Raw genomic sequence first — 23,642 nt, 5'->3', positions numbered from 1 at the left:
CTACCGGCTCGCGGTGGCCTGGGCGAGCGCGTCCGCGCCACCCACGATCTCACTGATCTCGTTCGTGATCTCCGCCTGGCGCGCCTGGTTGGCCAGCCGGGTGTACGTGCGGATGAGCTCCTCGGCGTTGTCGCTCGCGGACTTCATCGCACGCTGACGCGACGCCTGCTCGCTGGCCGCGGCCTGCAGCAGGCAGTTGTAGATGCGGCTGCCGATGTAGCGCGGCAGCAGCGCGTCGAGCACCTGCTCGACGTCCGGCTCGAACTCGTAGAGCGGCAGCAGCTCGTCCGGCGACGGCTCCTCGACCCCTTCGACGACCTCCAGGGGCAGCAGCCGGATGACCTCGGGCTGCTGGGTGACCATGTTGACGAACCGGGTGAAGACGACGTGGATCTCGTCCACGCCGCCGTCCTCCGACCCCCGCACGAAGGCGTCGACGAGCGTGTCCCCGATCTCCCGGGCGACCTCGAACGTCGGCTGCTCGGAGTGACCGGTCCACTCCCGCTCGACCGGGCGCCGGCGGAACCGGTAGTAGGCCACCGCCTTGCGGCCGAACAGGTACGGGACCGGCTCGACGTCGTTCTCCCGCAGCCGCTCGGCGAGCCGCTCGCCCTCCTTGAGGACGTTGGCGGAGTACGCCCCGGCCATGCCGCGGTCGCTGGTGACGAGCAGTACCGCGGCCCGACGCACCTCGGCCTTCTCGGTCGTCAGCGGGTGCTCGGCGTCCGAGAACGTCGCCACCGCCGACACGGCGCGGGTGATCGCCCGGGCGTACGGCGTCGAGGCGGTCACCGCCTGGCGCGCGCGGGAGATCCGCGACGTCGCGATCAGCTCCATCGCGCGGAAGATCTTCTTCATCGACTGCGTCGACCGGATCCGTCCGCGGTAGACCCGCTGCTGGGCTCCCATGTGCTCTGCTCTCTCGTCGTCTGCTTCGAGGCCGCCGTCAGCGCTTCTGCCGGACGATCTTCTCCTGCTCGACCTCGGCCTCGTCGATCGCCTCGGCCTCCTCGTGGCCGGGCTGGACGAAGCCGCCGTCCTGCCCGCCGGAGAAGCCCTGCAGGAAGGACTGCACCTCGCGCTCCAGGGTGGCCGCGGTGTCGTCCGAGAAGGTGCCGGTCTCCCGGATGGTCGACAGGACGTCGGTGGAGCGGCGCAGGTGGTCGAGGAACTCGGTCTCGAAGCGGCGGACGTCGCCGACCGCGACCTTGTCGAGCTGGCCGGAGGTCCCCAGCCAGATCGACACGACCTGCTCCTCCACCGGGTACGGCGCGTACTGCGGCTGCTTGAGCAGCTCCATCAGGCGCTGGCCGCGGTTGAGCTGCTGGCGGGAGGCGGCGTCGAGGTCCGAGGCGAACATCGCGAACGCCTCCAGGGCCCGGTACTGCGCCAGGTCCACCCGCAGCGAGCCCGACACCGTCTTCATCGCCTTGATCTGCGCCGCGCCGCCCACCCGGGAGACCGAGGTGCCGACGTCGACCGCGGGGCGCTGGTTGGCGTTGAACAGGTCGGACTGCAGGAAGATCTGACCGTCGGTGATCGAGATGACGTTCGTCGGGATGTAGGCCGAGATGTCGTTGGCCTTGGTCTCGATCAGCGGCAGGCCGGTCATCGAGCCGGCGCCGAGCTCGTCGGACAGCTTCGCGCAGCGCTCGAGCAACCGGGAGTGCAGGTAGAAGACGTCACCGGGGTAGGCCTCGCGGCCCGGCGGGCGGCGCAGCAGCAGGGACACCGCCCGGTAGGCCTCCGCCTGCTTGGACAGGTCGTCGAACACGATGAGGACGTGCTTGCCGCCGTACATCCAGTGCTGGCCGATGGCCGAGCCGGTGTAGGGCGCGAGGTACTTGTAGCCGGCCGGGTCGGACGCCGGCGCCGCGACGATCGTCGTGTACTCCAGCGCACCGGCGTCCTCCAGCGCGCCGCGGACCGAGGCGATGGTGGAGCCCTTCTGGCCGACAGCCACGTAGATGCAGCGGACCTGCTTGCTCGGGTCCCCGGTCTCCCAGAACTGCTTCTGGTTGATGATCGTGTCGATGGCGATGGCCGTCTTGCCGGTCTGCCGGTCGCCGATGATGAGCTGGCGCTGGCCGCGACCGATCGGGGTCATCGAGTCGATGGCCTTGATCCCGGTCTGCAGCGGCTCGTGGACCGACTTGCGGGCCATGACGCCGGGTGCCTGCAGCTCCAGGGCGCGGCGGCCCTCGGCCTCGATCGCACCGAGCCCGTCGATCGGGTTGCCGAGCGGGTCGACGACCCGGCCGAGGAAGCCGTCGCCGACCGGCGCGGAGAGGATCTCCCCGGTGCGGCGGACCTCCTGGCCCTCGTCGATGCCGGTGAACTCGCCGAGGACGACGACGCCGATCTCCCGGACGTCGAGGTTGAGCGCCAGGCCGCGGGTCCCGTCGGCGAACTCGAGCAGCTCGTTGGCCATGACGCCCGGCAGGCCCTCGACCCGGGCGATGCCGTCACCGGCCTCGGTGACCCGCCCGACCTCCTCGCGCGAGGCCGCGCCGGGCTCGTAGGACTGGACGAAGGCGTCCAGCGCGCTCCGGATCTCCTCCGGTCGGATCGTCAGCTCCGCCATCTTCGATGTCCCTGCTTCCTGAAGTCCGTGGTTCCTGGAGTCTGTGGTTCGGTGAAGTCTGCGGTTCCTGAAGGTGGTGCGGTGAGGTCCAGTGTGGGTCGTCAGCCGGCGAGTCGGCGCCGGGCGTCGTCGAGGCGGCTCAGGACGCTGGCGTCGATGACCTCGTCGCCGACCTGGATCCGCAGACCGCCGACGATCTCGGGGTCCACCTCGACGTTGAGCCGCATCGTCGTGCCGTACAGGCGCTCGAGCAGCCTGGCCAGCCGTTCGCGCTGGTCCTCGGTGAGCGGCACCGCGGCGGTGACCCGGGCGAGGAGCCGCTGGCGACGCCGGGCGGCGACGGCGCCGAAGGCGTCCAGGGCGTCCGGCACGGAGCGGCCACGGGGATGGGTGACGGCCTGGACGGCGAGCACGAGGGTCGGCTCGTGGACCTTGCCCTCGAGCAGCCGGCGGACCAGTGCGGTGCGGTCCTCCAGCGGGGCCTCCCGGCTCCCGAGGGCCTGGCCGAGCTCCCGGTGGCCCTCGACGAGCCGGGCGAACCGGAACAGCTCGTCCTCGACGGCGTCGAGGACGCCCTGACGCTCGGCGGCGGCGAGGACCGCGACGACACCGAGGTGCTCGGCGGCGTCCGCGATGTCGCGGGCCTGCGACCAGCGGTCGCGGGCCAGCCCGGCGACGAGGTCCCGGGTGGCGTCGCTGACCTTGCCCTCCAGCAGCCGGTCGACGAGCGCCGCCTTGTCCTGCCCGTCGCGGGAGGGGTCGGTCAGCGCCCGGCGCAGCGTGCCCGAGGAGTCCAGCAGCCGCGCGACGGCGAACAGCTCACCGCCGACCTCGGCGGCCACGGCCGGGTCGAGGGTGCCGAGCAGCGGCTCCACCCGCTCCTCGGCCGCCGCCAGGGACTGCCTGCTGGTGCCGCGCATCAGGCGTCCTGCCCCGCACCGGCCCGGGCCCGCACCGCGTCGGCGTCGCTGCGCTCCAGGTCGGTGAGGAAGCGCTCCACGACGCGGCTCTGCCGGGCCTCGTCCTGCAGGGACTCCCCGACGATCCGTGAGGCGAGCGTCACGGCCAGGGTGCCGACCTCGTGGCGCAGCTGGATGACCGCCTGCTGGCGCTCGGCCTCGATCTGCCTGTGCGCCGACTCGGTGATCCGGGCGGCCTCGGTCGAGGCCCTCTCCCGCATCTCCGCGACGATGGCGGCGCCCTCGGCGCGGGCGTCCTCACGGATCTTCTGCGCCTCGGCGCGGGCCTCGGCGAGCTGGGCCCGGTACTGCTCCAGCGCGGCCTCGGCCTCGGCCTGGGCCTCCTCGGCCTGCTTCATCCCGCCCTCGATGGCGGCCGCGCGCTCGGCGTAGACCTCCTCGAAGCGCGGCACCACCCGGGTCGCGATGATCCAGTAGAGGATGCCGAAGGCGATCAGCCCGACGATGAGCTCGGCCGGGTGCGGGATGATCGGGTAGGCCTCGGCCCAGAACCCCTCCTCCGCGGCGAGGACCGCGGCGGCTTCGGTCTGCATGAGGACTCCTCGCAGTGTGTCGGGCTGGGTCAGAGGATGAACGCGAGGACCAGGCCGAACAGGGCGAGCGCCTCGGCCAGGGCGAAGCCCAGGATGGCGATCGGCTGCAGCATGCCGCGGGACTCGGGCTGGCGGGCGGTGCCGTTGATGTAGGCCGCGAAGATCAGGCCGACGGCGATGGCCGGGCCGATGGCCGCCAGTCCGTAGCCGATGACGTTGAGGCTGCCTTCCATGTCTCTCTTCTCTTCCTCTCGGTCGGCGCGCCGGGGCGGCGCGTCGGTCGGTGGGTTCCGCTCAGTGCTCGTCGGCCAGGGAGCCGGCGATGTACAGCGCGGTCAGCAGGACGAACACGTACGCCTGCAGGAACTGGACGAGCAGCTCGAAGAACGTCATGACGATGGCCATGACGAACGCCGCGACGCTGCTGAGGTTGACGAACAGGTTGCCCCCGTGCAGGAGCATGTACTCGCCGCCGAGGATGAACACCAGCAGCAGCATGTGGCCGGCGAACATGTTGGCGAACAGTCGCATCCCGAGCGTCAGCGGCCGGGTGATGAAGAAGGTCATCAGCTCGAGCACGTAGACGAACGGGGAGATCCAGCCCGGGATCCCCGGCGGCATGAGCCCCTTGAGGTAGCCGCCCAGGCCCTTCCGGCGGATGCCGACCGCGTGGTAGACGACGAACGTGACCAGGGTGACGGCGATCGCGAAGCCGATCCGGCTGAACGTCGGGAACTGGATCGGGGGGATCACGCCGAACCAGTTGTTGACGAGGATCAGCAGGAACTGGGTCAGCAGCAGCGGCAGGAACGGCCGGAAGTTGCGGCTGCCGAGGATGTCGATCGCGACCGAGTTCCGGACGAAGTTGTAGACGCCCTCGCCGGCGAACTGGAGCTTGCCGGGGACGACGGCCATCCTGCGGGCGACGGCCGTCATGAACCACGCGATGAGCACGACGGAGATCGCGATGACGAACATCGACCGCGTGACGGCGAACGCGCCGTCGCCGATGAGCGGCTGCCAGAAGTCACCGGGCGTCGGCGGGTTGAAGCCTTCCGCGGCGAGCACGAGCGGGCTCACACCATCTCCTCGCGAAGGTTCGGGGGGTGCTGGGGGGCCGTGACGACCGGCTCAGCGGGTCCCCCCGGGCCAGTGGTCACCGCGTACCGTACCGGAGCCAGATGAGGTAGCCAGCCAGGGCCGTGCCGACGAGGACGCCGACCAGCACCAGCCAGGTCGTCCCCAGCCACCGGTCGAGCAGCCAGCCGAGGAACCCGTAGCCGGCCATCCCGGACAGCAGGTACGCCGGGACGCTCCAGGCAGCGGCCGCGTCCCGTTCGGACTGCAGGCGGTCGCGCTCCCGGCGCTGCGGGTCCTCCGGTGGGCTGCTCATCGCGGACGGGACGGTAACACCGCACGGCGCTCACCGGGCCGCCCCACCGATCGGCAGCCGGGCGCGGGCCAGGCCGCGGACCTGCCCCACGAGCCAGGCGACCGCGCACGCCATCGCGGTGACGGCGAGCGCGGTCGGGGACAGCCACGACTCGTCGCGCAGACCGAGGACGGCGGCGCCGAGAACGGCGACCTTGGTCGAGTACAGCGCGAGTGCCACGCCCAGGCTCATCTCCGGGGCGACGTTGCGGGCTGCCCGCATGACGGTGAGGGTGAGTCCGAAGAACACGACCACCAGCGCAGCCCCGAGAGCGGTGCCGACGAGGACCCCGGTCCCGGCGCCGGTGCCCTCGAGCACGGCGGCGACGGCGAGGGCGAGCCCGCCGACCGCGGCGGTCGGCAGGAGGGCGCCTCGCATCATCGCGAGGTAGGGGTCGGCGGCCTGCACCGGGTTGCTGCTCCCGTCGGTGGGGGTCGTCGGCGTGCTTGTGAACGCTATCACAAGCGTTGGGCGGTCCGCCCGCGCAGCGGCCCGAGGGTGAGCGCGGCGGAGGCGACGATCGCGGCGAGCCACAACGGCACTCCCACCGACAGCGGGACGAAGGCCAGCGAGACCGCACCGAAGGCCATCACCCCGGTCCACAGGTACAGGATCAGCACCGCCCGGGCGTGGCTGTGGCCGAGGTCGAGCAGCCGGTGGTGCAGGTGCATCCGGTCGGCGACGAACGGGGACTGCCCGGCCCGCAGCCGGCGGACCACGGCCAGGGCCAGGTCGGTGAACGGCAGCAGCAGGACGACGACGGGCAGCAGCAGCGGGAAGAAGGCGGGGACGACCTGGGCGTCGGAGACGACGGTCGGGTCGATCTGGCCGGTGACGGCGATCGCGGCCGAGGCGAGCAGCAGCCCGAGCAGCATCGAGCCGGAGTCGCCCATGAAGATCCGCGCCGGGTTGAAGTTGTGCGGCAGGAAGCCCAGGGAGGCGCCGACGAGGGCGGCGCCGACGAGGGTGGCGAGGCTGGAGTAGTCGTCGGCGCTGGTGTCCCGGGTCAGCAGGTAGGTGTAGACGAAGAAGGCCGCTCCCCCGATGGCCATGACCCCGGCGGCGAGCCCGTCGAGGCCGTCGACGAAGTTCACCGCGTTGATGGTGACGACGACCGCCAGGACGGTCAGCACGAGGAAGGTCACCCCGGAGCCCACGGTGACCCCGCCGACCGGCAGGGACACCAGCTGGACGCCCTGCCAGGCGAGCAGCCCGGCGGCGAGCACCTGCCCGGCCAGCTTCGTCAGCGCGTCCAGGCCCCATACGTCGTCCGCGACGCCGACGAGGCACACCAGCGCCCCGGCGCCGAGCACCGCCCACGGACCGCGCCCGGCGAACACCGGGTCGAGGAACGGCACCTGGGACGCCACGGCGAACGCCACGGCGACACCCGCGAGCATGGCCAGGCCGCCCAGCCGCGGGGTCGGGACGACGTGCACGTCCCTGGCCCGCACCGGCGTCAGCGCACCGGTCGCGACCGCGAGCCGGCGGGCGAGCGGGGTGGTCAGGTAGGTGACGGCCGCGGCCAGGACGAGGACGAGCAGGTAGGCCCTCACCGCAGGCGCCTCACGCCCCGCCCGGCCCGTCGACGTCCGGGACGACCTCGCGTACCTCCTCGAGCCCGAGCGCCCCGAGCCGGACGACGCGCAGCCGCCCGCCGGTGGCGTCCAGGATGGTCGACGGCTCGCTGCGGCCGGTCGGCCCCGCCTCGAGGTAGGCGGCGACCGCGTCCCCGAGCTGCTCGCGCGCCTCGGCCGCGGTCGTCGCGGCCGGGCGGCCGGTCCGGTTGGCGCTGCTGACCGCCAGCGGACCCGTCGTGGCGAGCAGCTCGAGAGCGACCTCGTGGTGGGGCATCCGGACGGCGACCGTGCCCCCGGTGTCCCCCAGGTCCCAGTGCAGGGACGGCTGCGCCCGGCAGATCACGGTGAGCGGACCGGGCCAGAAGCGCTCGATGAGCGCCCGGACGTCGTCCGGCACGTCGGTGGCGAGCCCGTCGAGGGTGCGGGCGTCGGGGACGAGGACCGGCGGCGGCTTCTCCCGGCCGCGGCCCTTGGCCTCGAGCAGGGCGGCCACCGCCGCCGGGGTGAACGCGTCGGCACCCACCCCGTACACGGTGTCGGTGGGCAGGACGACGAGCTCGCCGCGGCGCAGCGCGTCGGCGGCGTGCCGCAGGCCGGTGGCACGCTGGTCGGCGTCGGTGCAGTCGTACAGGCTGCTCACGAGGGTCCACTCTCCCACCGCCGGGCGCTGACGTGGCGGGGACGTCCGGTCAGGTCGGTGTGCCCGGCCGGCTCGCGCCACCCGCCGCGCCGCAGCTCGGCGAGCAGCGCGGGCTGCTGGACCTCGGCGTGCTCGACGACGACGAGCCCGCCGGGCCGCAGCAGCCGGGCCGCGGTGCGCAGCACGGCCCGCGGGACGTCGAGGCCGTCGGGGCCGCCGCCGTACAGCGCCGCGGCCGGGTCGTGGTCACGCACCTCCGGGTCGACGGGCACGGCGTGCGGGGGCACGTACGGCGGGTTGGACACGACGACGTCGACGGTGCCGTCGAGGTCGCCGAAGGCGTCCGCGGCGTCACCGAGGCGCAGGTCGACCCCGGTGCCGGCGAGGTTGCGCGCTGCCCAGGCGTGCGCCGCCGGGTCGAGCTCGACGGCGTGCACGACGGCCCGGGGCACCTCGTGGCGGACCGCGAGGGCGATGGCGCCCGACCCGGTGCCCAGGTCGACGACGACCGGGGCCCGTCCGCTCGCGGCGACCCGGCGGGCCTCGGCGACGGCGACGCCGGCGACCACCTCGGTCTCGGGGCGCGGCACGAAGACCCCCGGGCCGACGTCCACCTCGACGGTGCGGAAGGCGGCTCGGCCGGTCAGGTGCTGCAGCGGCACTCGTCGGGCCCGTTCGTCGACGAGGTCGGCCAGACCCGGTGGGGCGTCGGCCCCGCGCAGCGCCGCGGCCCGCAGCTCGCCGGGACGGCAGCCGAGCAGGTGGGCGGCCAGCGCCTCGGCGTCCTGGCGCGGCGTGGCGACCCCCGCCTGCGCCAGCCGCGCAGTGGCCCGGCGCAGCGCGACGTCGAGCCGCTCGGCGGTCGGCACGCAGGGCGGCTCAGCCGACGCGGTCACCGCTACCCGCCTGCTCCAGGCGCGCGGTCTCGTCGGCGTCGACGCAGGACTGCAGCACCGGGTCGAGGTCGCCGTCCAGGACCTGGTCGAGGTTGTAGGCCTTGAACCCGGTGCGGTGGTCGCTGACCCGGTTCTCCGGGAAGTTGTACGTGCGGATCCGCTCGGACCGGTCCACGGTGCGCACCTGCGAGCGGCGGGCGGCGGCCGCCTCGGCGTCCGCGGCGGCGCGGGCCTCGGCGAGCAGCCGGGCGCGCAGGATCCGCATCGCCTGCTCCCGGTTCTGCAGCTGGCTCTTCTCGTTCTGGCAGGAGACGACGATCCCCGTCGGCAGGTGGGTGATCCGCACCGCGGAGTCGGTGGTGTTGACGCTCTGGCCGCCTGGCCCGGAGGACCGGAACACGTCGACGCGGACGTCGTTCGGGCCGATCTGCACCTCGTCGTCACCCTCGTCGGTCTCGGGCATGACGAGGACGCCGACGGCCGAGGTGTGGATGCGGCCCTGGGACTCGGTGACCGGGACCCGCTGCACCCGGTGCACGCCGCCCTCGAACTTCAGCCGCGCCCACACCCCCTCGCCGGGGCCAGGGGTCCCGCGGGAGCGGACTGCCAGGACGACGTTCTTGTAGCCGCCGAGGTCGGACTCGGTCGCGTCGAGCACCTCCGCGCGCCAGCCGCGGCGCTCGGCGTAGCGCAGGTACATCCGTACCAGGTCGCCGGCGAACAGGGCCGACTCCTCACCGCCCTCCCCGGCCTTGACCTCCAGGAGCACGTCCCGGTCGTCGTCCGGGTCGCGGGGCACGAGCACCCGGCGGAGCCGCTCGGCGGCGTCGTCCCGGGCCTGCTCCAAGGCGGGCACCTCGGCGGCGAACCCCTCGTCGTCGGCGGCCAGCTCGCGGGCCGCGGCGAGGTCGTCCTCGGCGGCGCGCCAGCGGTCGTAGGCGGCGACGACGGCGCCCAGCTCGGCGTAGCGCCGGCCCAGGGTCCGGGCCCGGCGGGCGTCGGCGTGCACGGTCGGGTCGGCGAGCGCGTGCTCGAGCCGGGCGTGCTCCTCGAGCAGACCCTGGACCGACTCGAACATGCTGGCTCCTCTGCGTGGGACGCCCTCACCGGGCGCGACGACGACGACGGCGCCGGCACCCCCCCGGGTCGGGGGCGTGCCGGCGCCGTGAGGTCGCTACTTGCCGTCGCCGGAGGCCACGGTCCTCTTGCCGTAGCGGGCCTGGAAGCGGGCGACCCGGCCGCCGGTGTCCATGATCTTCTGCTTGCCGGTGTAGAAGGGGTGGCAGGCGCTGCAGACGTCGGCGTGGATCTGACCGCTCTTCGCGGTGCTGCGGGTGGTGAACGTGTTCCCGCAGGTGCAGGTCACCTCGGTCACCACGTAGTCCGGGTGGATGTCGCTCTTCACAGGGGCTCCTTCGGTGTGGAGGTCGCCGGGTCGCGACGCCGAGCGCGCACGCGTGAACCGGAACCGTCGTCCAGTGTGCCAGAGGGACCGGCACGCTTCCCAAACGCACGGGGCGCGGCCGGCCTTCCCGGGTCAGTCGTCGTCGCCCTTGCCGGCGATCGGCGTCGTCTTCTGCACCTGCATGAGGAACTCGGTGTTGCTGCGGGTCTCGCGCAGCTTGGACAGCAGCAGCTCGAGGGCCTGCTGGGAGTCCAGCGCGGACAGCACCCGGCGGAGCTTCCAGATGATCTGCAGCTCCTCGCGGCCGAGCAGGATCTCCTCGCGGCGGGTGCCCGAGGGGTTGACGTCGACGGCGGGGAAGACCCGCTTGTCGGCCAGCCGCCGGTCCAGTCGCAGCTCCATGTTCCCGGTGCCCTTGAACTCCTCGAAGATGACCTCGTCCATCTTCGAGCCGGTCTCCACCAGCGCGGTGGCCAGGATGGTCAGCGAGCCGCCGTTCTCGATGTTGCGGGCGGCGCCGAAGAACCGCTTCGGCGGGTACAGGGCGCTGGAGTCCACGCCGCCGGACAGGATGCGGCCCGAGGCCGGTGCGGCGATGTTGTAGGCACGGCCCAGGCGAGTGATGGAGTCGAGCAGCACCACGACGTCGTGACCGAGCTCGACGAGGCGCTTGGCCCGCTCGATGGCCAGCTCGGCGACCGTCGTGTGGTCGTCGGCCGGACGGTCGAAGGTCGAGGCGATGACCTCGCCCTTGACCGTCCGCTGCATGTCGGTGACCTCCTCGGGGCGCTCGTCGACGAGCACGACCATGAGGTGCACCTCGGGGTTGTTGACGCTGATCGCGTTGGCGATCGCCTGCAGCACCAGGGTCTTACCGGCCTTGGGCGGGGAGACGATGAGCCCGCGCTGGCCCTTGCCGATGGGGGCGACCAGGTCGATGATCCGCGTCGTCAGGATCCCCGGCTCGGTCTCCAGCCGCAGCCGCTCCTGGGGGTACAGCGGGGTGAGCTTGCCGAACTCGACCCGCTGACGGGCCTGCTCCGGGGTCATCCCGTTGACCGTGTCGAGGCGGACGAGCGGGTTGTACTTCTGCCGCCTGTTCTCCGGCTCGTTCTCCCGGGGGGCGCGCACCGCGCCGGTCACCGCGTCGCCCTTGCGCAGGCCGTTCTTCTTGACCTGCCCGAGGGAGACGTACACGTCGTTGGGGCCGGGCAGGTAGCCGGACGTGCGGACGAAGGCGTAGTTGTCGAGGACGTCGAGGATGCCGGCCACCGGGACGAGGACGTCGTCCTCGGACACCTCGGGAACCTCGTCGGGCAGCTGGTCGCTGCCGCGGCCGCGGCGCTTGCGGTCGCGGTACCGACCACGGCGCCGGCGGCCGCCCCGCTCGTCGTCGTCGCCGTCCGGACCGTGCTGGCGGTCGTTCTGCTGCCGGTCCTGCTGCTGCCGGTCGTTCTGCTGCCGGTCGTTCTGCTGCCGGTCCTGCTGCTGCCGGTCGTTCTGCTGCCGGTCGTTCTGCTGCCGGTCGTTCTGCTGCACACCGTTCTGCGGGGCGCCGTTCTGCGGGGCGCCGTTCTGCGGGGCGCCATTCTGCGAGGCGCCGTCCCGGTGGGTGCCGTCCTGCTGGTCGCCGTCCTGCCGTCGTCCGGCGTCGGGAGCCTCGGCCTGGGACCGCTGGGCCGGCGTCCGCCGGACGGCGTCCCCCCGGTCAGCCGGCGGCTGCCCGGCCTGGTGCGCGCGGATGGCCTCGAGCAGCTCGCTCTTGCGCATGCGTCCGGTGCCGCGCACGCCCAGCTCGGAGGCGAGCGCCTGCAGCTGGGGCAGACGCAGCGTCGACAGGCTGGGGCTTGCCGCCGCGGAGCTCTCGACGGTCTCGGTGGTGTCTGTCACGAAGGACCCTTCCCCCTCGTCGGCGGTCCTTCAGATGTGGACCGCGGGTGTCCGGCCGAATCGCCGGGTACGGGAACAGCCACGCTGGGGACGCCGGGGCGACGTCCACGGTGGCGCTGATGCACGGGGCCGAGTGGCCGAGATCTCGGAGAGTTCCCGGGCCTCGAGGGCCCCGGGTGCACGATCACTCTAACACCGACTGGCGTCCGGTACTTCCGCAGTCGGAGAACCCGGCGCGCCGTGACCGGACGCCTGGGCTCCGGTGGTCGCCACGCCGGGTCGGAGCACCTGCCAGCCACCGGCAGCCTCGGCGGCGAGCGCGGCGGCGTCCGCGGCCTGGTCCACGGTGGTCAGCACGAGCACGCTGGGGCCGGCGCCGGAGACGACGGCGGCCAGCCCGTCGGCGCGCAGCCTGCGCACCAGCGCCAGGGTGGCGGGCATGGCCGGTTCGCGCTGCCCCTGGTGCAGGCGGTCCTCGGTCGCCGGTAGCAGCAGGTCCGGGGACCGGGTCATCGCCTCGACGAGCAGGGCGGCGCGACCGACGGTGAACGCGGCGTCCCCGTGCGGCACGGTCGGCGGCAGGACAGAGCGCGCCGTCGACGTCGGCAGCTGGTCGGCGGGCAGGCAGACGACGGGTTCGACGTCGGGGTGCACGTCGAGCCGCACCGCTCGCCAGCGGCCGGTCGGCTCCTGCCACCCCAGGGTCATCCCGCCGAGCGCGCAGGCGGCGGCGTTGTCGGGGTGCCCCTCGATCCCGCTGGCCAGGTCGACCACGTCCTCGGCGCCGAGCGCGCCCGGCGCCAGCAGGGCCCGCCCCGCGGCGACCCCGGTGACGATCGCGGTGGCCGAGGAGCCCAGGCCCCGGCCGTGCGGGACGGCGTTGCGGCACCGCAGCGCCAGGCCGGGGCGGCAGACCACCCCGGCGCGCTCGAAGGCCGCCCGCAGGCCCCGGACGACGAGGTGGTCCTCGCCCGGTGGCAGCTCACCGGCTCCCTCGCCGTCGACCTCGACGGTGACCGGGTCAGCGTCGAGGTCGTCGGCCACCTCGACCTCGTCGAAGACGCCGAGGGCCAGACCGACGGCGTCGTAGCCGGGTCCGAGGTTCGCGCTGGACGCCGGCACCCGGACGGTGACCGAGGCGCCGGGCTCCGGCGGTGGCACCGCCGCCCTCACTGCAGCTCCAGGGCCGCGGCGGCGGCGTAGGCGTCCACGCCGATCCGCAACGGCTCGACGTCCCCGCCGTCCGGCGTCCGCAGGGCCCACTGGGGGTCCTTGAGCCCGTGCCCCGTCACCGTGCACACGACCCGCTGGCCGGGCTCGAGCGCACCGGCCTCGTGGCGGGCGAGCAGACCGGCGACACCGGCGGCGGAGGCCGGCTCGACGAACACGCCGTCCCGGGCCGACAGCAGCCGGTGGGCGGCGAGGATCTGCTCGTCGGTCACCGCCTCGACGACGCCGCCGCTCTCGTCGCGCGCGGCGACGGCCTGCTGCCACGAGGCCGGGTTGCCGATCCGGATCGCGGTGGCGATGGTCTCGGGGTGGTCGACCGGGTGGCCGGCGACGATCGGGGCGGCCCCCGCCGCCTGGAAGCCCCACATCCGCGGCCGGCGGGTGGCCGGGCCGTCCTCGGCGTACTCGGTGTAGCCCTTCCAGTAGGCGGTGACGTTGCCGGCGTTGCCGACCGGCAGACAGTGCACGTCCGGGGCGTCGCCGAGGACGTCGACGACCTCGAACGCCGCCGTCTTCTGGCCCTCGATCCGGTACGGGTTCACCGAGTTGACGAGCTCGACCGGGTACGCCTCGGCAAGCTTGCGGGCCAGGGTCAGGCAGTCGTCGAAGTTGCCGGCCACCTGCAGCAGCGTCGCGCCGTGGGCGATCGCCTGGCTCAGCTTGCCCATCGCGATGCGGCCCTCTGGCACGAGCACCCCGCACGTCATCCCGGCCGCCGCGGCGTAGGCGGCCGCGGAGGCCGAGGTGTTGCCGGTGCTCGCGCAGATGACGGCGCGGGCACCGAGCTCGGCGGCGCGGGTGATGGCCGTGGTCATCCCCCGGTCCTTGAACGAGCCGGTGGGGTTGCAGCCCTCCACCTTGAGCCACACCTCGCAGCCGGTGCGCTCGGACAGGTGGCGCGCGGGCACGAGCGGGGTGCCGCCCTCGCCGAGCGTGACGACCGGGGCGTCCGCGCCGAACGGCAGACGGTCCCGGTACTCCTCGATCACCCCGCGCCACAGGTGCGCCACGGCTGCTCCCTCGTGCGTTCTCGCTGGTCTGGTGCGGTCTCAGTCGTTCTGAGTCAGTCTCGTCCGGCTGGTCGGGTTCGTCCGGCCGGTCAGTCGCTCATCACGCGCAGCACGGAGGCCACCGCGTCGACGACGTCCAGCTTGGCCAGCGCGTCGACGGTCGCGCCGAGCGCCGCGTCCCGCGCGGTGTGCGTGACGATGGTCAGCGTCGCACGCCGGGTGGCCTGGTCGTCCTGCTCGCCGGCGACGGTCTGCCGGAGGGTCTCGATGCTCACCTCGTGCTCGGCGAACACCCGGGCGACCTGCTCCAGCACGCCGGGCCGGTCCTCGACGTCCAGGCGCACGTGGTACCGGGTCAGCACCTCGCCCATCGGACGGGTGGGCAGGTCGGCGTAGCGGGACTCCCGTGGGCCGAGCCCGCCGTGGACCCGGTGCCGCGCGGCGGAGACCAGGTCACCGAGGACGGCGCCCGCCGTCGGGGTGCCGCCGGCGCCCTGGCCGTAGAACATCAGCGGGCCGGCGGCGGCGGCCTCCACGAACACCGCGTTGAAGGCGCCGCGGACCGATGCCAGCGGGTGGTCGCGCGGGATCATCGTGGGATGGACCCGCACGGACACGCCGTCCGGGTCGGTGGTCCGTTCGCAGATGGCCAGGAGCTTGACGACGGTGTCCGAGGCGCGCGCGGCGGCGACGTCCGCGGCGGTGACGCCGGTGATGCCCTCGCGGTGCACCCGTTCGAGGGGCACCCGGGTGTGGAAGGCCAGGCTGGCGAGGATCGCGGCCTTGGCGGCCGCGTCGAACCCCTCGACGTCCGCCGTCGGGTCGGCCTCGGCGTACCCGAGCGCCTGGGCCTGCTCGACGGCGTCGTCGAAGCCGGCGCCGGTGGAGTGCATCTGGTCCAGGACGTAGTTCGTCGTGCCGTTGACGATGCCGAGCACCCGCTCGACCCGGTCGCCGGCGAGGGACTCGCGGACCGGCCGGACGATCGGGATGGCGCCGGCGACCGCCGCCTCGAAGTACAGGTCGACGCCGTGCTCGGCGGCCGCCTCGTAGAGGGTCGGGCCGTCCTCGGCGAGCAGCGCCTTGTTGGCGGTGACCACCGACGCGCCGGACGCCATCGCCCGCAGCAGCAAGGAGCGGACCGGCTCGATCCCGCCGACCACCTCCACGACGACGTCGACGTCGGCGACGAGCGCCTCGGCGTCCGTGGTGAGCAGGTGGGCCGGGATCGCGGGGTCGCGGCGCCGGTCCGGACGGCGGACGGCGATGCCGGTGAGCTCCAGCGGGGCACCCACCCGGGCGGCCAGCTCGTCACCCTGGGTCAGCAGCAGTCGCGCGACCTCGGTGCCGACGACCCCGCACCCGAGCAGACCGACCCGAACCGTCACCGCGTTCCCTCCTGCCGAGGTACCTCCCTGCCGACCAGGCTCCCGCCCGGGCACGCGACCCGCGCCGAGTGCCTCGGCATCCTCCCGTGTCCCGTTGTTCGGGCGAACCCCGTCCCACCATCCGGACGTGCCCAGGGCCACGGCCCGGGGAACGGGGCAGCCCTCGAACGCTCACGCGTGCCACGGATTCAGGCAGGCCACACCAAGGGGTTCGAAGTGCTTGGTGTTCCGCGTCACGACTGTCATCCCGGCGGACTCGGCGATGGCCGCGATCAGCGCGTCGTCCAAGGGTGCGTGCTCGGGAACACGATACGCCGCCAGGACCCGCGCAGCCGACACGTCGAAGGGCAGCACCCGGTCCGCAAGTACCTCACAGGGGCGCTGAGCCTGCGGTCACGCCAAGCCGCTCGGGTTCGAACTCGATGTCGGCGCCCTCGTCGGTGCCCAGAACGTCGACGATGGTGACCGGTTCTCCCTGCAGAGCCTTCGTGAGGACGTCGCGCGCCTCCGCTTCGACCGACCGATGATGCGCCTCGGCGCGCGCACGGAGCGCGGCCTTCGTCCCGGCGGGAAGGTTGCGGATCAGAATCTGTTCCACGACACCACCTCCGCTATCAGCATCACGATATCGCTAGAAGGGTGGCGTCAGAGGTTGCCGCGGCGGGCCTGCTCGCGCTCGATGGCCTCGAAGAGCGCCTTGAAGTTGCCCTTGCCGAAGCCCAGTGAGCCGTGCCGCTCGATCAGCTCGTAGAACACGGTCGGCCGGTCGCCGATCGGCGTGGTGAAGATCTGCAGCAGGTAGCCGTCCTCGTCCCGGTCGACGAGGATCCGCCGCTTCTGCAGCTCCTCCACCGGCACCCGGACCTGACCGATGCGCTCACGCAGCTCAGGGTCCTCGTAGTAGGAGTCCGGGGTGTCGAGGAACTGCACCCCGGCGGCACGCATCTCGTCGACGGTGCGCAGGATGTCGTTCGTGGCCAGGGCGATGTGCTGGGCACCGGCACCGTCGTAGAACTCGAGGAACTCGTCGATCTGCGACTTCTTCTTGGCGATGGCCGGCTCGTTCAGCGGGAACTTCACCCGGTGGTTGCCGTTGGCGACGACCTTCGACATGAGCGCCGAGTAGTCGGTGGCGATGTCGTCACCGATGAACTCTGCCATGTTCACGAAGCCCATCACCTTGTTGTAGAAGGCGACCCACTCGTCCATCTTGCCGAGCTCGACGTTGCCGACGACGTGGTCGACGGCCTGGAAGAGCCGCTTCGGGGCCCCCTCGCGTCGGGTGACGACGGTCTCGCGCGCCTCGTACCCCGGCAGGTACGGGCCGCTGTAGCGGGACCGGTCGACCAGGGAGTGCCTCGTGTCGCCGTACGCGGCGATGGCTGCGACGCGAACGGTCCCGTGCTCGTCGGACACGTCGTGTGGCTCCTCCAGCACGGTCGCGCCGGCGGACCGGGCGTGGTCGATGCACCGGTCGACGTCGGGCACCTCGAGCGCCAGGTCGACGACCCCGTCACCGTGCTTGCGGTGGTGGTCGAGCAGCGGGCTCGAGGGGTGCACACCACCGGACACCACGAACCGCGCCGAGCCGGACTTCAGCACGTAGGACTTGTGGTCCCGGTTGCCGGTCTCCGGGCCGGAGTAGGCGACGAGGTCCATCCCGAACGCGAGCTGGTAGAAGTGCGCGGTCTGGGTGGCGTTGCCGACAACGAAGTGGACGGCGTCCATCGCCGTCACCGGGAACGGGTCGGTGCTCTCGTCGTACTCGACCAGGCCCACGAGCTGCTTGAGCTGCTCGAGGTCCAGGTCGGCCTCGCGCTCCTGGGGAGTGAGGTCGGTCTCGGCGTGCGTCGTCACTGTTCCTCCTGCAGCGGTGGCGGACGGGTTTTCCGGAAGGGTGTCCGACGTCCGCGCTTCGGACAACAGCCCGTCGCTGTGCTGGTCACTGTGTACATTTCCGGGCCGGACTTCGATGTGCTGCTGGTCAGAATGACCAGTGGCCTCCAGTGAGCAGAGGAGACGGGAGACCATGATCGACCGCCTGGACGCCGACCTCGTCGCGCTGCTGCACGCCGAGCCCCGGATCGGGGTGCTCGAGGCCTCCCGCCGGCTCGGTGTGGCTCGCGGCACCGTGCAGGCCCGGCTGGAGAAGCTGCAGCGCACCGGCGTCGTCACCGGGTTCGGCCCGGAGGTGGACCCCGCCGCCCTGGGATACCCGGTCACCGCGTTCTGCACGCTGGAGATCCGTCAGGGCCTGGGGCACCGCGTGGTCGCCGACCACCTCGCCGAGGTGCCCGAGGTGCTCGAGGCGCACACCGTGTCGGGCGCCGGCGACCTGCTGATCCGGGTCGTCGCGCGGTCCAACGCGGACCTGCAGCGGGTCATCGACGAAGTGGTGGACGGCGAGCACGTCGTGCGGTCCTCGACCCTCATCGCCCTGCAGACCCAGTTCGGTACCCGCACCCTGCCGCTCGTCCAGGCCGCTGCCCGAGAGGGCGGGCCAGTTCGTCGACGGGACGTGAAGAACGACCCTGCACCTGCCGATGGGCTCCTGTGATGCCCGAGTCGACGCAGCGCGCCTGGCGCCGCCTGTGGGACCACCTGGCGGCGCGGGCCGTGCTGCTCGGCGTCGCCGTGTTCGGGCTGAGCCTGACGGCGGTCATGCTGCGCCCCGAGGGTACGCACGTCGCCGTCTGGTGGCCTGCGGCCGCGGTGGCGGTCGCGGTGACGGTGCTGTCGCCGCGACGACACTGGCTGGTCCTGGCCGCCGTCGTCCTGGTGTCCTCCGCGCTGGCCAACTACGTCGGTGGCCGGACGCCGGTCACGGCCCTGGCGTTCGGGGTGGCGAACGCCGTCGAACCGCTCGTGGCGGCCGGCTGGCTGATGCAGGGCCGGGACCGGCCGTTCCGGCTGCGCACGGTGGAGGACTCCGTCCGGCTGATCTCCGCTGCCGCCCTCGGGGCGCTGGCCGCCGGCACGGTCGCGGCCCTGACCGCCGGCCTGCTGCTGCCCGACTCGCCGTGGACGGTGCTGCGGTCGATCACGTTCGCGCACACGGCGGCCGTGCTCGTCGCCACTCCGGTGTTCCTCACCGTCTCCTCCCCGCACGACCCGGTGCACCGGCGCGCCGAGGCACTCGCCCAGTGGGCGGCCGTCACGGTGGTCACCGGGGTCGTTCTGCTGCCGGCACACTCCTACCCGCTGAGCTTCCTGCCGCTGCCGTTCCTCGTCTGGGGGGCGGTCCGTCTGGGCAGCCGGCACACCACCGCCCAGCTGCTGCTCTTCGGGCTCGCGGTCTCCCTGACCAGCGCTCAGCAGCGCGGGCCGTTCGTCGACGTCGCCGACGGTGACCTTGCACTGTCGGTGTCCGTCGCCCAGCTCTACCTGGCCACCTACGCGACGATGCTCGTGCCGCTGGCGCTGGCCGCCCGTCAGCGCCGGGAGGACCTGGCCAGGCTGCGGTCCAGCGAGCAGCTCTACCGGCTGACGTTCGACGGCTCGCTCGTCGGGATGATGATGCTGCGCCTGGACCGGGCGCCGGCGTCGCCCCGGCTGCTGGTCGTCCGCACGAACGAGACGGCCGCGGCGGTCCTCGACCGCCGACCCGAGCAGCTCGTCGGGTCCGAGCTGTGCCGGCTCGTCGACGAGCGCGACCGCGACCTGCTCTACCGCGCCGTGACCACCGTCCTCGAGACGGACGACGCGACCTGGCGGGGCGACGTCCGGCTCACTTCCGGCACGGGCCTGCGGTGGGTGGAGATGGCGATGGCGCGGCTGGCTGACCAGGAGGAGTCCGTGGTCACCGTCCAGATCGTCGACGTGACCGAGCAGCGCACGAGCGAACGGCGGCTGCGCGAGCTGGCCCTGCACGACGCGCTCACCAGGCTGCCGAACCGCACCCTGCTCGATGACCGGGTCACCCGGACCCTGGAGGACCGCCGGGTCGGCCGCGGCGCGCTGCTCTTCTGCGACCTCGACGACTTCAAGGAGGTCAACGACTCCGCCGGCCACGCCGCCGGTGACGCGGTGCTCGTCGAGGTCGCCCGGCGCCTGCTCGCCGTGGTCCGCCCCGGCGACACGGTCTGCCGGCTGGGCGGGGACGAGTTCGTCGTCTTCTGCCCCGGCGCCGGTGTCAGCGAGGCGCTGCCGATCGCCGAGCGGGTCGTCGCCGCACTCTCCCACCCGGTCGAGGTCGCCGGGACGGCGCACGCGGTGCGGGTGAGCGTGGGGCTGACGGACGTGGCCGCCGGCAGCACGTTCGACGCTGCCCTGCGGGAGGCGGACCAGGCGATGTACGTGTCCAAGGCCGCGGGCAAGGGCCGGGTCACCACCTACCAGCCGGTGCAGGCCTGACCGGGCCGGCGTGAGGGCCCGACCGGGCTCAGGCGAGCGCCGCCGCGACCTCGGCGGCCGCTGCCCGGACCGCCCGGTGGGCGAGCGGTCGGTCCAGGTCACCGAGGGCGACGACACCGACGGAGGCGTCCAGCTCGGTGAGCGGCACCGGCGCCGCGACCCCGACCGCCCCGGGCTGCAGCTCGGAGTCCGTGCTCACGACGTCCCGGTCGCCGCGGCGTCCGGCGAGGATGGCCCGGCCGGCGGCCCCCCGGTCCAGCGGGTGCCGGGAGCCGACCCGGTAGGAGACGTGGAAGTCCGTGCGGGTCGGCTCGACGACGACCACGGCGAGCGCCTCCCCGCCGTCGGCGATCGTGAGGTGGGCGGTGGCCCGCACCTCGTCCGCGAGGCGCCGGAGCACCGGCGCGGCGGCCTCCCGCAGCAGCGGGTGCACGCGTTGCGCCAGGGAGAGCACACCGATCCCGAGACGGACCCGCCCGTCGTCGCTGCGCCGCACCAGCCGGTGCTCGGCGAGCGTGCCGAGCAGCCGGTAGACCACCGGACGGGCGACGCCGAGGGCGGCGGCGAGCTCGGTGACGGTGAGACCGGCGCGGCCGTGCTGCTCGTCGGCGAGCAGTTCGAGCAGACGCAGGGCCCGGTCGAGGGTCTGCGACGTCTCGGCGGCGGCCACGGCCGGTGCTAGAGGCTGAGCGCGGCGAGCGCGGCGTTCGTCACGGACCCGGGCAGCAGGTCGTGCAGCTCGTAGAGGTCGTGCACGCTGCCGGACTGGCCGAACTCGTCGACCCCGAGCGGGACGGCGGGCACACCGAGGGCGGAGCCCAGCCAGGCCATCGCGTGGCTGGCGGCGTCGTGCACGGTGACCACGGGTGCCCGATCGGGGAACACGGTGCGCAGCACACCGGGCACCGAGGGGGCGGTCGCCGTCCGCACGCCCTGCCGCAGCGTCCGCTGCCAGGCGGCGTAGACCCGGTCCAGGCTCGTCACGTCGACGACGTGGGCGGCGATGCCCTCCTCGGCCAGCTCCTCGGCAGCCGCGAGCACCTCCGGCAGCACCGCTCCGGACCCGACGAGGTGGACGACCGGCGCCTGCTGCTCGACGAGCTCGGGGTGGGCGGCGTGCGCGTCGAGGAGCCGGTAGGCCCCGGCGAGCACCTGCCGGCGCAGCACGGCGTCCCCGACCCGGGCCCGGGCCGCCTCGAACGGCGACTGGTCGATCGGCCGGGTGGTCAGCCGCAGGTAGTAGGCACCGTCGTCGTGCGGGGCGGCGGTGCGCGGCGCGGGCTCCCCGCCGGCGGCGATCCGGCCGAGAGCGTCGCACATCAGCCAGTCCAGAGCAGTGGCGTAGGCGGGTTCGATGAACGTGACCCCCGGCAGCTCCACGCCGATGGACGCGGTGATCGACGACTGGTGGGCCCCGCCCTCGGGGGCGAGTGTGACCCCGGACGGCGTCCCCGCCACGAGGAACCGCGAGCCGGAGTACGTGCCGTAGATGAAGGCGTCCAGGCCGCGGGCCACGAACGGGTCGTAGACGGTGCCGACGGGCAGCAGCGGCTGGCCGGAGTGGTCCCAGGCGAGGCCGAGCTGGCCGAGCAGGAGGAACAGGTTCATCTCCGAGATGCCCAGCTCGATGTGCTGGCCGGTCGGCCCCTCGGCCCACTTCAGCACGGGGTCGGCGTTCCAGGACCGGCGCTCGGTGGGGGCGAAGACACCGGTCCGGTTGATGAACCCGGCGAGGTTCGTCGACGTCGCGACGTCCGGGGCGGTGGTGACGAGGTAGGGCGCGACCGACGCGTCGCGGGAGAGGTCGACGAGCACCCGGCCGAAGACGTCCTGGGTGCTGATCGGCTTGGTGGCCCGCACCCCGGTGGAGTCCGGCACGCTCACGCCGGCCAGCCGCGGTGATCGGGCCTGGCGGGCCAGCGCACGGGCGCGCCGCTCGACCCACTGCCCCGCCGGGGTGCCCGGGTCGAGCCGGTCCCACTCGGTGGCGGCGTCCAGGCCGGTCTGCTCACGCAGTCGGTCGATCTGCTCGCCGGAGAGCAGGGCGGAGTGGTTGCGCGGGTTTCCCGCGATCGGCAGTCCCCACCCCTTGATGGTGTAGGCGAACACGACGCTGGGCCGGTCGGTCTCGGCGTCGCACTCGGTGAGCGCCTCCAGCACGGCCCCGAGGTCGTGCCCGCCGAGGTCGGTGACGAGGACGCCGAGGTCGTCGTCGGCGACGTCCCGGACGACGTCCGCCAGGCCGTCGGGGGCGCCGTCGAGCAGCCGCGCGCGCAGCTGGGGACCGGTGAGCCCGAACAGGGACTGGTACTGCTCGTTCGGCATGGCGTCGATCCAGTCGCGCAGCAGGACACCGCCGTCGCGCTCGAAGAAGGCCTGCAGCCGGCGGCCGTACTTGACCTCGACGACGTGCCAGCCGTTGGCCTCGAACGCCGAGCGCCACTGGTCGATGCGCACGCCGGGGACGACGCGGTCCAGGGACTGGCGGTTGAAGTCGACGACCCAGGTGACCCGGCCGAGCCCCTGCGTGGCGGCGTCCGCGACGGCCTCCCAGATGTTGCCCTCGTCGAGCTCGGCGTCACCGAGCAGCGCGATGAAGCGAGACGGCTCGCGCTCGCCGAAGTGGGCGTCGACGTAGCGGCGCACGGCGGCGGCGAACAGCGGGGCGGCGGCGCCCAGGCCGACCGACCCGGTGGAGAAGTCGACGTCGTCCGGGTCCTTGGTGCGCGAGGGGTAGGACTGCAGGCCGCCGCGGGCGCGCAGCATGGTCAGGTAGCGGCGGTCGAGGCGGCCGAGCAGGTACTGGACGGCGTGGAACGCCGGGGAGGCGTGCGGTTTGACCGCGACCCGGTCCTCGGCGTCCAGGTGGGCGAACCACAGGGCGGTGAGGATCGTGACCAGGGACGCCGATGACGCCGGGTGGCCGCCGACCTTCACCCCGTCGCCGGTGTCCCGCTCGCGGTTCGCCGCGTCGATGATCCGGGTGGACAGCCACAGCACCCGGCGCTGGATCTCGTCGAGGACGTCGAGGTCGACCCCGGGTTCGGCGGCAGCGGACATCCGCCGGGGGGCGACCCCGGGGGCCTGGGACGGCGCGGCCGGCGGCGGGGCGTCGTCCACCGGGAACCGGCCGGGCAGTGGAGCGGTGGCGGCGTCGGTCACGGCGGCGACTGTAGGCCCCGGCCCGGGGTCAGCCGAAGACCCCCCGTCCGCCGCGAGCGTGGCGGGACTGCATGATCACGTCGCGGAGACGGGGGGCCCAGGGTGGCGGGACTGCATGATCACCAACAGGGTTGGTCGGTGATCAGGAGGGGGTCAGACGCGCCCAGCGGCCTTGAGCTGCTCGTCGTACTGCTTCTTGACCTCGTCCATGTCGAGCGCGCGCACCTGGCGCAGCAGGTCCTCGAGCGCGGGCCGGGGCAGCGCGCCCGGCTGACCGAACACCGGGATGCCGTCGCGGTAGATGACCAGCGTGGGGATCGACGTCACGCCGTACCGGCCGGCGAGCTCGGGCTGGTCCTCGGTGTCGACCTTGGCGAAGGTGGCGTCCGGGTTCTCCTCGGAGACCTGCTCGAACACCGGGGCGAACTGGCGGCACGGACCGCACCACTCGGCCCAGAAGTCGATGAGGACGATGCCGTCCTGGACGGTCTCGTCGTGGTTCTCCATGGTCATCGCTGTCGTAGCCATGGTCGCTGTAACGGACGAGCGTGGCCCGGTG

The 23,642-nt window shown here is 73.3% G+C and carries 25 protein-coding genes; 2 read left to right on the top strand and 23 right to left on the bottom strand.

The genetic code is table 11. From position 1 onward, the window contains the following. From ACFP6A_RS05325 to hppD, 20 genes are all read right to left on the bottom strand, one after another. Complete coding sequence (locus ACFP6A_RS05325; RefSeq protein WP_379602103.1) at nucleotides 1-909, bottom strand: F0F1 ATP synthase subunit gamma; 909 nt, start codon at nucleotides 907-909, stop codon at nucleotides 1-3. Between the two features lie 37 nt (nucleotides 910-946). Further along, nucleotides 947-2,584, bottom strand: a complete 1,638-nt coding sequence (atpA, locus tag ACFP6A_RS05320) for a F0F1 ATP synthase subunit alpha (protein WP_379602101.1) — start codon at nucleotides 2,582-2,584, stop codon at nucleotides 947-949. 101 nt (nucleotides 2,585-2,685) lie between these two features. Further along, a complete protein-coding gene (locus tag ACFP6A_RS05315; RefSeq protein ID WP_379602100.1) occupies nucleotides 2,686-3,504 on the bottom strand; it encodes a F0F1 ATP synthase subunit delta in 819 nt (272 codons plus the stop codon). Continuing rightward, entirely contained in the window at nucleotides 3,504-4,097 is a 594-nt protein-coding gene (locus tag ACFP6A_RS05310; RefSeq protein ID WP_379602098.1) for a F0F1 ATP synthase subunit B, read from the bottom strand. The genes ACFP6A_RS05315 and ACFP6A_RS05310 overlap by 1 nt, the downstream gene beginning before the upstream one ends. 29 nt (nucleotides 4,098-4,126) lie before the next feature. Then, the gene (locus ACFP6A_RS05305; RefSeq protein WP_379602097.1) at nucleotides 4,127-4,330 is read right to left on the bottom strand and encodes a F0F1 ATP synthase subunit C; all 204 of its coding nucleotides are present in this window, start codon (nucleotides 4,328-4,330) and stop codon (nucleotides 4,127-4,129) included. A gap of 61 nt (nucleotides 4,331-4,391) precedes the next feature. Continuing rightward, nucleotides 4,392-5,177: a F0F1 ATP synthase subunit A gene (gene atpB, locus ACFP6A_RS05300; RefSeq protein ID WP_379602095.1), complete on the bottom strand. Its 786-nt coding sequence runs from the start codon at nucleotides 5,175-5,177 to the stop codon at nucleotides 4,392-4,394. A gap of 76 nt (nucleotides 5,178-5,253) precedes the next feature. Next, nucleotides 5,254-5,490, bottom strand: a complete 237-nt coding sequence (locus ACFP6A_RS05295; protein WP_379602093.1) for an AtpZ/AtpI family protein — start codon at nucleotides 5,488-5,490, stop codon at nucleotides 5,254-5,256. Between the two features lie 30 nt (nucleotides 5,491-5,520). Beyond that, complete coding sequence (locus tag ACFP6A_RS05290; RefSeq protein ID WP_379602092.1) at nucleotides 5,521-5,937, bottom strand: hypothetical protein; 417 nt, start codon at nucleotides 5,935-5,937, stop codon at nucleotides 5,521-5,523. A gap of 50 nt (nucleotides 5,938-5,987) precedes the next feature. Beyond that, nucleotides 5,988-7,085: a glycosyltransferase family 4 protein gene (locus ACFP6A_RS05285; RefSeq protein ID WP_379602090.1), complete on the bottom strand. Its 1,098-nt coding sequence runs from the start codon at nucleotides 7,083-7,085 to the stop codon at nucleotides 5,988-5,990. 10 nt (nucleotides 7,086-7,095) lie between these two features. Further along, a complete protein-coding gene (locus ACFP6A_RS05280; RefSeq protein WP_379602088.1) occupies nucleotides 7,096-7,749 on the bottom strand; it encodes an L-threonylcarbamoyladenylate synthase in 654 nt (217 codons plus the stop codon). Then, a complete protein-coding gene (prmC, locus tag ACFP6A_RS05275) occupies nucleotides 7,746-8,645 on the bottom strand; it encodes a peptide chain release factor N(5)-glutamine methyltransferase (RefSeq protein WP_379602086.1) in 900 nt (299 codons plus the stop codon). The genes ACFP6A_RS05280 and prmC overlap by 4 nt, the downstream gene beginning before the upstream one ends. Next, on the bottom strand, nucleotides 8,629-9,723 hold the full coding sequence (gene prfA, locus ACFP6A_RS05270) for a peptide chain release factor 1 (protein WP_379602084.1): 1,095 nt from the start codon (nucleotides 9,721-9,723) through the stop codon (nucleotides 8,629-8,631). Before prfA ends, prmC begins: the two co-directional genes overlap by 17 nt. A gap of 96 nt (nucleotides 9,724-9,819) precedes the next feature. Further along, entirely contained in the window at nucleotides 9,820-10,050 is a 231-nt protein-coding gene (gene rpmE, locus ACFP6A_RS05265; RefSeq protein WP_379602082.1) for a 50S ribosomal protein L31, read from the bottom strand. Between the two features lie 132 nt (nucleotides 10,051-10,182). Beyond that, on the bottom strand, nucleotides 10,183-11,940 hold the full coding sequence (gene rho, locus ACFP6A_RS05260) for a transcription termination factor Rho (protein WP_379602080.1): 1,758 nt from the start codon (nucleotides 11,938-11,940) through the stop codon (nucleotides 10,183-10,185). A 189-nt stretch (nucleotides 11,941-12,129) separates the two neighbouring features. Beyond that, entirely contained in the window at nucleotides 12,130-13,101 is a 972-nt protein-coding gene (thrB, locus tag ACFP6A_RS05255; protein ID WP_379602078.1) for a homoserine kinase, read from the bottom strand. An 8-nt stretch (nucleotides 13,102-13,109) separates the two neighbouring features. After that, a complete protein-coding gene (gene thrC, locus ACFP6A_RS05250) occupies nucleotides 13,110-14,180 on the bottom strand; it encodes a threonine synthase (RefSeq protein WP_379602077.1) in 1,071 nt (356 codons plus the stop codon). Nucleotides 14,181-14,269: 89 nt separating this feature from the next. After that, nucleotides 14,270-15,568, bottom strand: a complete 1,299-nt coding sequence (locus tag ACFP6A_RS05245; protein WP_379602076.1) for a homoserine dehydrogenase — start codon at nucleotides 15,566-15,568, stop codon at nucleotides 14,270-14,272. A 171-nt stretch (nucleotides 15,569-15,739) separates the two neighbouring features. Continuing rightward, a complete protein-coding gene (locus tag ACFP6A_RS05240) occupies nucleotides 15,740-15,922 on the bottom strand; it encodes a hypothetical protein (RefSeq protein WP_379602074.1) in 183 nt (60 codons plus the stop codon). A 16-nt stretch (nucleotides 15,923-15,938) separates the two neighbouring features. Then, nucleotides 15,939-16,166, bottom strand: coding sequence for an Arc family DNA-binding protein (locus tag ACFP6A_RS05235; protein WP_379602073.1), 228 nt, complete (start codon nucleotides 16,164-16,166; stop codon nucleotides 15,939-15,941). A gap of 47 nt (nucleotides 16,167-16,213) precedes the next feature. Then, nucleotides 16,214-17,374, bottom strand: coding sequence for a 4-hydroxyphenylpyruvate dioxygenase (gene hppD, locus ACFP6A_RS05230; RefSeq protein ID WP_379602181.1), 1,161 nt, complete (start codon nucleotides 17,372-17,374; stop codon nucleotides 16,214-16,216). A 223-nt stretch (nucleotides 17,375-17,597) separates the two neighbouring features. Between hppD and ACFP6A_RS05225 the strand changes: the two genes are divergently transcribed. Together ACFP6A_RS05225 and ACFP6A_RS05220 are read left to right on the top strand one after the other, a co-directional pair. Beyond that, entirely contained in the window at nucleotides 17,598-18,125 is a 528-nt protein-coding gene (locus ACFP6A_RS05225) for an Lrp/AsnC family transcriptional regulator (RefSeq protein ID WP_379602071.1), read from the top strand. Then, entirely contained in the window at nucleotides 18,125-19,921 is a 1,797-nt protein-coding gene (locus ACFP6A_RS05220) for a diguanylate cyclase domain-containing protein (RefSeq protein ID WP_379602069.1), read from the top strand. The genes ACFP6A_RS05225 and ACFP6A_RS05220 overlap by 1 nt, the downstream gene beginning before the upstream one ends. 28 nt (nucleotides 19,922-19,949) lie before the next feature. Here ACFP6A_RS05220 and ACFP6A_RS05215 read toward each other — a convergent pair whose 3' ends face one another. The 3 genes from ACFP6A_RS05215 to trxA form a co-directional block, all read right to left on the bottom strand. Then, complete coding sequence (locus tag ACFP6A_RS05215) at nucleotides 19,950-20,591, bottom strand: IclR family transcriptional regulator (RefSeq protein WP_379602068.1); 642 nt, start codon at nucleotides 20,589-20,591, stop codon at nucleotides 19,950-19,952. Between the two features lie 8 nt (nucleotides 20,592-20,599). Further along, on the bottom strand, nucleotides 20,600-22,981 hold the full coding sequence (locus ACFP6A_RS05210) for a transketolase C-terminal domain-containing protein (protein ID WP_379602179.1): 2,382 nt from the start codon (nucleotides 22,979-22,981) through the stop codon (nucleotides 20,600-20,602). Between the two features lie 255 nt (nucleotides 22,982-23,236). Next, entirely contained in the window at nucleotides 23,237-23,611 is a 375-nt protein-coding gene (gene trxA, locus ACFP6A_RS05205) for a thioredoxin (RefSeq protein WP_379602066.1), read from the bottom strand. Between the last annotated feature and the right edge of the window lie 31 nt (nucleotides 23,612-23,642).

Source organism: Quadrisphaera sp. GCM10027208 (assembly GCF_042658805.1).
Taxonomy (GTDB): domain Bacteria; phylum Actinomycetota; class Actinomycetes; order Actinomycetales; family SCSIO-59966; genus SCSIO-59966.
This window is presented reverse-complemented; position numbering and strand designations above follow the sequence as displayed.

What these genes read in the sequence shown, in the direction of transcription:
- ACFP6A_RS05210 (WP_379602179.1), bottom strand. Translation starts at nt 22,981, where the DNA reads ATGTCCGCTGCCGCCGAACCCGGGGTCGACCTCGACGTCCTCGACGAG.
- ACFP6A_RS05310 (WP_379602098.1), bottom strand. Translation starts at nt 4,097, where the DNA reads ATGCAGACCGAAGCCGCCGCGGTCCTCGCCGCGGAGGAGGGGTTCTGG.
- ACFP6A_RS05220 (WP_379602069.1), top strand. Translation starts at nt 18,125, where the DNA reads ATGCCCGAGTCGACGCAGCGCGCCTGGCGCCGCCTGTGGGACCACCTG.
- atpA (WP_379602101.1), bottom strand. Translation starts at nt 2,584, where the DNA reads ATGGCGGAGCTGACGATCCGACCGGAGGAGATCCGGAGCGCGCTGGAC.
- trxA (WP_379602066.1), bottom strand. Translation starts at nt 23,611, where the DNA reads ATGGCTACGACAGCGATGACCATGGAGAACCACGACGAGACCGTCCAG.
- ACFP6A_RS05325 (WP_379602103.1), bottom strand. Translation starts at nt 909, where the DNA reads ATGGGAGCCCAGCAGCGGGTCTACCGCGGACGGATCCGGTCGACGCAG.
- ACFP6A_RS05305 (WP_379602097.1), bottom strand. Translation starts at nt 4,330, where the DNA reads ATGGAAGGCAGCCTCAACGTCATCGGCTACGGACTGGCGGCCATCGGC.
- ACFP6A_RS05315 (WP_379602100.1), bottom strand. Translation starts at nt 3,504, where the DNA reads ATGCGCGGCACCAGCAGGCAGTCCCTGGCGGCGGCCGAGGAGCGGGTG.
- prfA (WP_379602084.1), bottom strand. Translation starts at nt 9,723, where the DNA reads ATGTTCGAGTCGGTCCAGGGTCTGCTCGAGGAGCACGCCCGGCTCGAG.
- ACFP6A_RS05225 (WP_379602071.1), top strand. Translation starts at nt 17,598, where the DNA reads ATGATCGACCGCCTGGACGCCGACCTCGTCGCGCTGCTGCACGCCGAG.
- ACFP6A_RS05295 (WP_379602093.1), bottom strand. Translation starts at nt 5,490, where the DNA reads ATGAGCAGCCCACCGGAGGACCCGCAGCGCCGGGAGCGCGACCGCCTG.